The 8523-nt window shown below is 40.1% G+C and carries 14 protein-coding genes; 1 reads left to right on the top strand and 13 read right to left on the bottom strand.

What is annotated here, in order from left to right:
* The 4 genes from EP1X_RS09735 to EP1X_RS09720 form a co-directional block, all read right to left on the bottom strand.
* Nucleotides 1-518: thiamine pyrophosphate-dependent enzyme (locus tag EP1X_RS09735; RefSeq protein ID WP_253276568.1), on the bottom strand; the 518-nt coding region annotated here is incomplete at its 3' end.
* Nucleotides 519-528: 10 nt separating this feature from the next.
* Nucleotides 529-1713 (bottom strand): pyruvate synthase subunit PorA, encoded by a 1185-nt coding sequence (gene porA, locus EP1X_RS09730; RefSeq protein WP_055284030.1) that lies wholly within the window; start codon nt 1711-1713, stop codon nt 529-531.
* Nucleotides 1714-1723: 10 nt separating this feature from the next.
* A complete protein-coding gene (locus EP1X_RS09725) occupies nt 1724-2041 on the bottom strand; it encodes a 3-methyl-2-oxobutanoate dehydrogenase subunit delta (protein ID WP_055284028.1) in 318 nt (105 codons plus the stop codon).
* 41 nt (nt 2042-2082) lie between these two features.
* The gene (locus EP1X_RS09720) at nt 2083-2640 is read right to left on the bottom strand and encodes a pyruvate/ketoisovalerate ferredoxin oxidoreductase subunit gamma (protein WP_055284026.1); all 558 of its coding nucleotides are present in this window, start codon (nt 2638-2640) and stop codon (nt 2083-2085) included.
* Nucleotides 2641-2923: 283 nt separating this feature from the next.
* Here EP1X_RS09720 and EP1X_RS09715 point away from each other — a divergent pair, with 283 nt between their 5' ends.
* Nucleotides 2924-3886, top strand: coding sequence for an inorganic phosphate transporter (locus EP1X_RS09715; protein ID WP_055284025.1), 963 nt, complete (start codon nt 2924-2926; stop codon nt 3884-3886).
* A gap of 11 nt (nt 3887-3897) precedes the next feature.
* Here EP1X_RS09715 and EP1X_RS09710 read toward each other — a convergent pair whose 3' ends face one another.
* The 9 genes from EP1X_RS09710 to EP1X_RS09670 form a co-directional block, all read right to left on the bottom strand.
* Nucleotides 3898-5175 carry an ABC transporter permease gene (locus EP1X_RS09710; RefSeq protein ID WP_055284023.1) on the bottom strand — a complete coding sequence of 426 codons (1278 nt, stop codon included), beginning with the start codon at nt 5173-5175 and terminating at the stop codon, nt 3898-3900.
* The gene (locus EP1X_RS09705; RefSeq protein WP_055284021.1) at nt 5172-5924 is read right to left on the bottom strand and encodes an ABC transporter ATP-binding protein; all 753 of its coding nucleotides are present in this window, start codon (nt 5922-5924) and stop codon (nt 5172-5174) included. Before EP1X_RS09705 ends, EP1X_RS09710 begins: the two co-directional genes overlap by 4 nt.
* Nucleotides 5925-6134 (bottom strand): helix-turn-helix transcriptional regulator, encoded by a 210-nt coding sequence (locus EP1X_RS09700; RefSeq protein WP_055284019.1) that lies wholly within the window; start codon nt 6132-6134, stop codon nt 5925-5927.
* The gene (locus EP1X_RS09695) at nt 6131-6502 is read right to left on the bottom strand and encodes a hypothetical protein (RefSeq protein ID WP_055284017.1); all 372 of its coding nucleotides are present in this window, start codon (nt 6500-6502) and stop codon (nt 6131-6133) included. Before EP1X_RS09695 ends, EP1X_RS09700 begins: the two co-directional genes overlap by 4 nt.
* A 33-nt stretch (nt 6503-6535) precedes the next feature.
* A complete protein-coding gene (locus EP1X_RS09690; protein ID WP_055284015.1) occupies nt 6536-6904 on the bottom strand; it encodes a DUF2178 domain-containing protein in 369 nt (122 codons plus the stop codon).
* Nucleotides 6905-7195, bottom strand: a complete 291-nt coding sequence (locus EP1X_RS09685; RefSeq protein WP_055284014.1) for a DUF2178 domain-containing protein — start codon at nt 7193-7195, stop codon at nt 6905-6907.
* Nucleotides 7196-7384 carry a hypothetical protein gene (locus EP1X_RS09680; RefSeq protein WP_055284012.1) on the bottom strand — a complete coding sequence of 63 codons (189 nt, stop codon included), beginning with the start codon at nt 7382-7384 and terminating at the stop codon, nt 7196-7198.
* 171 nt (nt 7385-7555) lie between these two features.
* Nucleotides 7556-7861, bottom strand: a complete 306-nt coding sequence (locus tag EP1X_RS09675) for a PRC-barrel domain-containing protein (RefSeq protein WP_055284010.1) — start codon at nt 7859-7861, stop codon at nt 7556-7558.
* 72 nt (nt 7862-7933) lie between these two features.
* Nucleotides 7934-8523: AAA family ATPase (locus EP1X_RS09670; protein ID WP_156300738.1), on the bottom strand; the 590-nt coding region annotated here is incomplete at its 5' end.

The following is an 8523-nucleotide window of genomic DNA, read 5'->3' as shown; positions in this document are numbered from 1 at the left end:
GGTTTGTCCTCACCAATTGAGTACTTTCCAGGCGGTGAAGTGGTTGTCCATGCTCCGTAAGGAGTGGATGAAGATCTCTGAATACCCGTATTCATGTAAGCCTCATTATCATACATGAGGTAAACCACATTGTGTCTTCTTTCAAGCATTCCAGAAAGGGCTTGGAGACCAATATCTGCTGTACCACCATCTCCACCAATAGCAAGGATTTTTCCTTTTCTTCCAAGCTTCTTCCAAGCAGCGTCAACACCACTTGCGACTGCACCAGCGTTTTCAAAAGCTACGTGTATCCAAGGAGCTTTCCAAGCAGTATATGGGAAAACACCAGAAACAACTTCCATACATCCTGTGGCATGAGCAATGGCAAATGCATTCGGATCGCCATATTTCGCTTCCATAGCCTCACTAAATGCTTTTGTAGCAAGTCTCATGACTATTGCAGGACCACATCCAGCACATGCGGCATGACCAGGTGCCCAGTATTCGCGAGTTGTGATAGGGGGCTTTCTAACTGCCATCATAACCACCTCACAAAATCTCCTTCCTCAATCCTATCCAGTTAACCTCTTCAACCTTCTCTCCTTCAAGGGCCTTCTTTGATATCTCAACGACTTCTTCAAGTTGCTCAAATGTAACATCCCTTCCACCAAGTCCAAGTATGAAGTCAAGGATTATTGGCTTCTCCTTCTCGTTTATAAGTGCTCTGCCGACATCTGTGTAAACAGCACCGCTAATTCCAAAGCTTATGTCTTTTTCAAGAATAGCAAGAACCTTTGTCTTCTTTGCAAGGGCCCTTATCTCCTCAATTGGGAATGGTCTGTAAACTGTCATCTTGGCTGCCCCAATTTTTACGCCCTCTTCCCTCTTCTTGTCAATGAACTCCTTGAGGGTTCCAGCTAATGAGCCCATTGTGAGAAGAATTACTTCAGCATCCTCAGTCCTGTATTCCTCGATCATGTGATATCTTCTTCCAAACTTCTTCTCGAATTCATCAAAGACCTCTTTAATGACTTTTCTCGCGTTTTCCATAGCTTGCCAAACTGTGTACCTGGCTTCCATGTAGTGGGCTGGGAATCCAAGGGCACCTTGGGTAATTGGCCTAGCTGGATCAAGGTAAGCGTGTTTTGGCACGTATTCTCCAAGGAACTCGTCAACTACTTCTTGATCTGGTATCTCTACTGGCTCAACTGTGTGTGTCAATATGAAGGCATCAAACCCAACCATTGCTGGGAGAAGAACTCTCTCGTCCTCGGCAACTTTAAATGCTATAAGAATTAGATCCAATGCTTCTTGGTTGTTTTCAGCATAGAATTGCATCCATCCAGTGTCTCTCTCACTTATTGTGTCTTGCCAGTCATTCCAAATGTTAATTGGAGCACTCAATGACCTGTTACCAATCGCCATAACTATTGGAAGTCTCATTCCAGCTGCGATGAAAAGAATCTCGTGCATCAGGGCAAGACCTTGGGAAGCAGTTGCCGTAAAAGCTCTAACACCTGCAGCACTTGCTCCAACACATGCAGAAATTGCAGAGTGCTCACTTTCAACTTTTATGAACTCAGCATCCATTTCTCCATCAGCTACGAATTCACTAATTTTCTCCGGAACGAGTGTAGAGGGTGTGATTGGAAATGCAGCAACAACTTTTGGCTTTGCAAGTTTAGCAGCCCACGCAGCAGCTTCATTACCCTTCATAACCTTTCTCATTGGCATTCATACCACCTCATTTGCTTTCTCTAACCATTTCAATTGCTTTTGTTGGGCATTCATTTGCACAAATTCCACAACCCTTACAATAATCATAGTCCACCGCAACATAGCCATCTTCTTTTATGTATATTGAAGGCTCTGGACAGAACTTCCAACAAATATAGCACTTTATACATTTGCTCTCGTCGATAAATGGTATGAAAGTCCTCCAATCTCCAGTAAAGTTTGATAATGTTGTCCCAAGGGTTATTGGAACCTCCGGATATTCTTCAACAGATTTAAATACCCTTTTTCCTGCATTTGCCTTCTTCTCCCCGAATAAAGTGTTCAAGACAATTCACCCCTTATAATGAATTTTAAAGGAAGGAAAAATCAAAGTTCATAAACAATGGTCTTTCCAAATGCTTCTCTTGCCGCCTTAGCATTCTTCTCTCCAAGTTCTCCTGAGAAAGTGTCCTTAATAGCCTCTTCAACACTTTCAATCTTAACCACACCGGTGGCTTTTGCCACTGCACCGAGAATTGATGTATTTGTAATTGGCAATCCAAGAACTTCTAAAGCTATTGTTGTAGCATCAACAAGGGCTAGTTTAGCTGGCTTTTTCTTGAGCTTCTCAAGAACTTCTTCCTTTGATTTCTCAGTGTTTATAATTACCATCCCACCCTCTTTAAGACCTGCTGTGACGTCTACTGTGTCCAAAAGTGAGGGATCAAGAACAACTACCACATCAGGTTCATAAATCTGAGTTTTGATTCTAATAGGCCTTTCGTCTATTCTTGTAAATGCTGTAACTGGAGCACCTCTTCTTTCAACACCAAAAAACGGGAACGCTTGGACATACTTGCCTTCTAAGAAAGCTCCTTCGGCCAAGATGTTTGCAGCTGTAACTGCACCTTGTCCACCCCTACCGTGAAAACGAATCTCTATCATCGTCTCTTCCTCCCAAGTTTTGTCAGTATCATTTTTAGTCAGTGCATTTATTTAGTTTTCGGTATGGCAAGAAACCTCTTTCGGCATGTGTCTTTGAGTAAAAGTGGACAGATTCTATGTTCAATGAATAATATAATACACCAACAGACACAAAATTTACCTTTACATTTGTAAAAAGAATATCCCTCTAAAAGACTTCTTATTGCTAAGCCAGAAAAGAGCAACGAGTAGATTTTTAAACCAAAAACTACTATATAGTCTATATAGATATGAGGGGACAGAAATGGAAGCAGTTATGTTAGCTGCGGTCGCAATAGGGTTCTACATTGCCTGGAATATTGGGGCTAATGACAGTGCAAATGCAATGGGGACTGCCATAGGTGCAGGTTTGTTAAGTTTTAGGCAGGCAACCCTTACCATCACGATATTTGTAATGCTCGGAGCCTATTTAAAAGGAGATAAAGTCATGAAGACCATTGGAAAGGGTATCGTGCCCCCAGAGTACTTATCCCTCGAACTTGCGATTATAGCCCTATTGGCAGCAGGAGTTTGGGTAACCATAGCCACAATAAAAGGACTTCCAGTTTCCACCACTCAAGCAATTGTAGGAGGAGTTGTAGGAGTTGGAATCGCTATAAGTGCCCCTATAAAATGGGAAACACTCATTAAAATTGGTGCTGCATGGATTATTTCTCCTATTTTAGCTGCAATTTTCGGTTTAATCCTTCTCAAGTTCTACGGAAAAATTGTTAATAGAATTAAAAGCCTAAAAAGAATAGAGTTTCTCTATAAGTGGCTTGCGGTTCTCGGAGGTTCTTATATGGCTTTTAATTTTGGTGCTAATGAAGTTGCGAATGCAACTGGTCCCCTAGTAGGAGCTGGATTTTTTGATCCTAAAACCGCTGGGATGTTTGGAGCCTTAAGCTTAGCTTTGGGAGCATTAACCTTTAGTTATGCCGTCATGTATACTGTGGGCAGGAAGATAACCTCTTTAGGTCCAATATCTGCTTTTTCCGCCCAATTTAGTTCTGCTATAGCAGTTAGTTTAGCTAATATGTTTGGGCTTCCTGTAAGTTCGAGCCAAGCCATCGTAGGGGGAGTAATAGGGGTAGGGCTTGCCAGTGGAAGAGGTATAGAAAAAGAAGTTGTGAGAGAAATAGCTGTTGGATGGGTAGCTACACCAACCACTGCGATCGTAATATCCCTTGCAATGTTTAAGATATTTCAGTTTGTTGGATTAGTTTAAAAGAAAAAAGGTTACTTCTTTCTTCCAAACCTAAACTTTGCTGTAAGAATCTTTTCTGTTGTGAAAAACTTCGCTGTCACAGATAACGTTATTGCTGCTATTACGGAAAGATAAATCACGCTAGTATACATGGTAGAGTATTCTCCCATAAGCATCGCCTTTGAAGCTAACACTGGATGGCTGAAGGGTATTGCTAATATGAGATATTTGATAGCAACTGGAAGTGTTTCTATGTCTGCAAACATTAAAATAAACGTTGGAAATGCCAAAGGCATTATCCCAGCACTTACAACAGCATTTGCACTTTTTGTGTCTTCTGCAAAAACCGCGAGTAACATTGCAAAACTTAAAGCAAATACCATTGCCAAGAACATTATAAGAACAAATAACATGACTCCTAGTGGTGTTACTTTCAAACCCAGTTCCTCAAGGGGAATTCCAATTTCACCAGATGCAGAAGTCAAGCTTCCGAGATAGTTTCTCATGCCTATCATGTACGCTATAGCTGCAATTATTCCAACTACTGCTGTCCCCATCATCTTACCAGCTACAATGGTTATCCTTTTCACAGGAAGCGTTAACAGGGTTTCAAGAGTTTTGTTTTCCTTTTCCATTGCCATTGTTCCAGCTGACATTTGAGCTACCAATATTATCATAATGAATATTACGATAGGCATCGAAAATGATTGAGACGTTATAATGTTGGAAACCAAAGACGGCGGAACTGGAACCACCTGACCCTTAATAACAGTGTAACTCCTGGCATCTATTGGTTTTAAAATTGCCTCTGGATTTCCTTCTATATTTTGCTCTATTTTTAACTTTGCAAGATATTCATTTAAAACTGTTAGAATGGCATTAATTCTTCCCTCACTCACTGCTTCTCTTATACCCCCACTTATGCCCTTTATAATCCCATAAACCTCTACTTGGGCTTTTTGGTTGTTTTCTATAGCTATCGAAAAGTTTCTAGGAATTATTACAATCATGTTATGGTCTCCTTCTTGGGCCTTTTTAAGAGCCTCATCAAGGGTTAACGCCTCTATCTTAGTTACTGTTACGTTTGGAGCAGCTTCTAAGGCTTTTATAAGCAGAGAACCATATTCACCATCATCAAAATTTACTAAAACTACTTTAGTTTCCTTTTGTGCTTGTTCAAATCCTACCTGCATCATCTGACCTAACGCAGGATAAATAATAAGAGGAACTATGATTATCCCAAATATTAATGCCTTGTCTCTCAAGAGGTCTTTAAGCTCTTTCGTAACTATTACCCAAAAATCACTCATCCAAACACCTCCAAAGCCTCTCTGCTTTCCCCTACTATACTCATGAAGACCTCTTCGAGATTCTCTGCATTGTATTTCTCTTTCAACTCTTTTGGAGTCCCAACGTCTACTATAACTCCTTTATTGATAAGGGCAACTCTATCACAGAGAAACTCAACTTCAAGCATGTTGTGACTTGAAACAAGAAATGTAATGCCTTTCTCCCTCGCGAATCTTCGTATAGTTTGCCTTATGGAGTAAGCATTAACTACATCAAGACCGCTTGCAGGTTCATCAAGAATTCCCAATTTTGGCTTGACCATTAAAGCCCGAGCCAATAGTAATTTCCGTGTCATACCCTTTGAGTAAGTGGAAATCTTATCGTTTAATCTTTCTCCAAGACCACTAAGCTTTATCCCCATTTCAAGCATTTCATCATAACTTTTACCCGTTTTAGCATATAGCTTCGCCATGAACTGAAGATACTCGATTCCCTTAAGATTTTTATATGCCCCCGCCTCCTCTGGGAGGTAGCTTATAAGCTTCCTAACTTCTTCTGCTTCTTTAACTACATCATGACCAAAAATTTCTGCTTTTCCGCCAGTAGGAGTTAATAACGTCGCCAAGATTTTTAGAGTTGTACTTTTTCCAGCACCATTTGGGCCTATAAGGCCAAATATCTCACCCTTTCTAATTTCAAAACTTATCCCCTTGAGGGCTTTAACTTTTCCATAATCCTTCTCAAGGTTTTCCACTTTGACAGCAGCCATTTAAGGCCCTCCTATCCTTTCCTCATAAATAAATATGTCCTCAATTTTAACTTTAAAAAACTTCGCTATTTTAAAAGCCAATTCAAGAGAGGGATTATACTTACCTTTTTCAATCGCTATTATTGTTTGTCTTGTCACTCCAAGTGCTTTAGCTAAATCTTCCTGCGTCAATCCTTTCCACTCCCGAAGTTCACGGAGACGATTCTTCATTTTGTTTCACCCTTAATCCAGTAATAAAGCCTAACTCCAAGATGTATCGATATTGCAAGGGTTATTATATTTCTAGAGAGTGTTATAAACTCCTTAAAGTGAGGAGTCCCATAAAGAGTTCCTGCTCTCCACACAAACCATAACAAAATAATAGCCATGTAGATCTCAAAAGTTGTTGATGAAATCTTAAGCTCCTTTATGCTCCTTTCAATCCCAGCAAGCTTCATTCCTATATATATGACAGCAATAGAGAGTGCTGCTGATATTACTGCCCCATGAGGATTTTTGGATTTTATAAAGTACACCGAGAGGAAGGCAAGAAAAATCATGACCACAAATGAAACATTCCAAATTTTTCTGTTTTTCATCACTAACCCCTCAACAAGGCTCTAAAGGTACAATCACATCACCCGCTCGTAGCGGTATTGAGATATAATAAGTACTAAAGCACCAAGAGCGAGTGGTATCAAGAGCTTCATCGCTAATTCAGTGTTCCCTCTACTATATTCCCAGAGATACTCAAGAAATAGGAGAATACTCATTGCTATATATCCATTCCTTGTGCTCTTTGCCTCTATTAGCTTTGTTCTCTCGTCTTCTATCCTTTCAACCCTCAAATTATAGTACCAACTTAAAACATAGACAAGAAGAACACCAAGAAGAAATATTCCCATTGCTAGTAATGCCTTTCCCGATTTGGTGGAATATGCCAACCCAATGATCATCCCAGTTATAATAATTCCAAGCAGATATTCATACTTCAGCTTCATTTACATCACCCTCACATAGTAGTATCTCACTAGAGTGTGTCCGAATATTGCCACCACATAGACGAATGCGAGCATTTTGCCTGCATCGAGCCATTTAAACACCTCAACGGCAAGGAGGCCAATGAGAAGTAGCATTTGAACTATTATGAGCGTTGCTTCCGATGCCATTTGGTTTATGTGCCTTCCGCGTTCGTCCTTCATTTGTCCAGTTTCCTTCATGAAACGATAAAAGATAAACCAGTAAACCACCGTGGCTATCACTATGAACAGGAAAAGACTATCATTTATCATTCACATCACTCCCCTATAATAACATCTGAATCCTATCTTAAGGATAGACACAACCACCATTGGCCCTAAAGCCAGATAATATGCTCCTTCCAGGTTTTTACATATTCGTGAGAGAATAACCAAGCTCACAAGGACAAAGGCTAAGATTAAGACTAATATTCGGTATCCTCCCACTTTCCACTTTTCCATTTTCGCCACCATGTAAAATTTCCTTTACGTAAAGTTTCCTTTACATCTATATAAACCTTGTGGTTTTAAGAACCAAATACAGAGAAAATGGAGAAACTCAGCTGTACAAGATGAAATAACGAAGATTTCACTTCATCACAACCCTACAAGAAGAAAAAGACTTGAAAAGGATCAAGACCCTTGGAGTTTTTCTTTAATAAGTGAAATTCTCCTGAGCTTCGATTTGACTGCAAGTTTGTTGTGATCTACGACTATAAACTCTCCAATGCTCTTAACAGCTTTCATGGGTATCAAAAGAAGACCTTCATGATCGGTAACAAACTCACTTGTGTCCAAGTCCTCATCTGGTTCAGCTACTATAACTAAAATTTCTCCTGTCTCTTCATCAAAGCTTAAATCGTAGAGCCATCCAAGTCTTATTCCGGTATCAGTTATAATCTCCATATCCCTAAGTTTTGATGCTCTGACCTTTACCATTTTATACCCCCCAGCTTTTGCCTATAGTGAAAATCGACTTTTTTCTATAAAATCTTTTCTAAAATTGAAAAATCAAAGAGTGAAATAGTCTACTTCCCTACGTTCCTCTCCCCTAGCTCCCTTTCTACTTTCTTCAAACTGGCGATAATAGTCAAGCATGTATTTTGTTATGCTGGGTTTGACTTTCTTCATAGCTTCATCAAAATCCCTTTTTGAAACTTTAAGCTTCTCCAAGAACTCCTCAGCTTGCTCTTCCACAAGCTCTCTTGGTGTTCTTGAAACCGATCTTCTAAGTGCCACAAATGCGGCCTCTCTAACAAGTGCAGCCAGATCGGCCCCACTATATCCTTCAGTTCTTTTTGCAAGCTCTTCCAAACTTACATCAGCTGCAAGTGGTACTCTCCGTGTGTGAACTTTGAGTATCTCAAGCCTTGCTTTTTCATCTGGTGCTGGAACGAGAAGTAATCTATCAAATCTACCAGGTCTTAGTAATGCAGGATCAAGTATGTCTGGTCTGTTAGTTGCAGCTATAACCACAACACCACTATTCTCCTCAATACCATCCATCTCAGTCAACAACTGATTAATAAGCCTATCTGTGACCCTATCAGCTTCACCTCCCCTCATTGGAGCTATAGAGTCGATTTCATCAATGAAAACTA

The organism is Thermococcus sp. EP1 (assembly GCF_001317345.1).
Taxonomy (GTDB): domain Archaea; phylum Methanobacteriota_B; class Thermococci; order Thermococcales; family Thermococcaceae; genus Thermococcus_A.
This window is presented reverse-complemented; position numbering and strand designations above follow the sequence as displayed.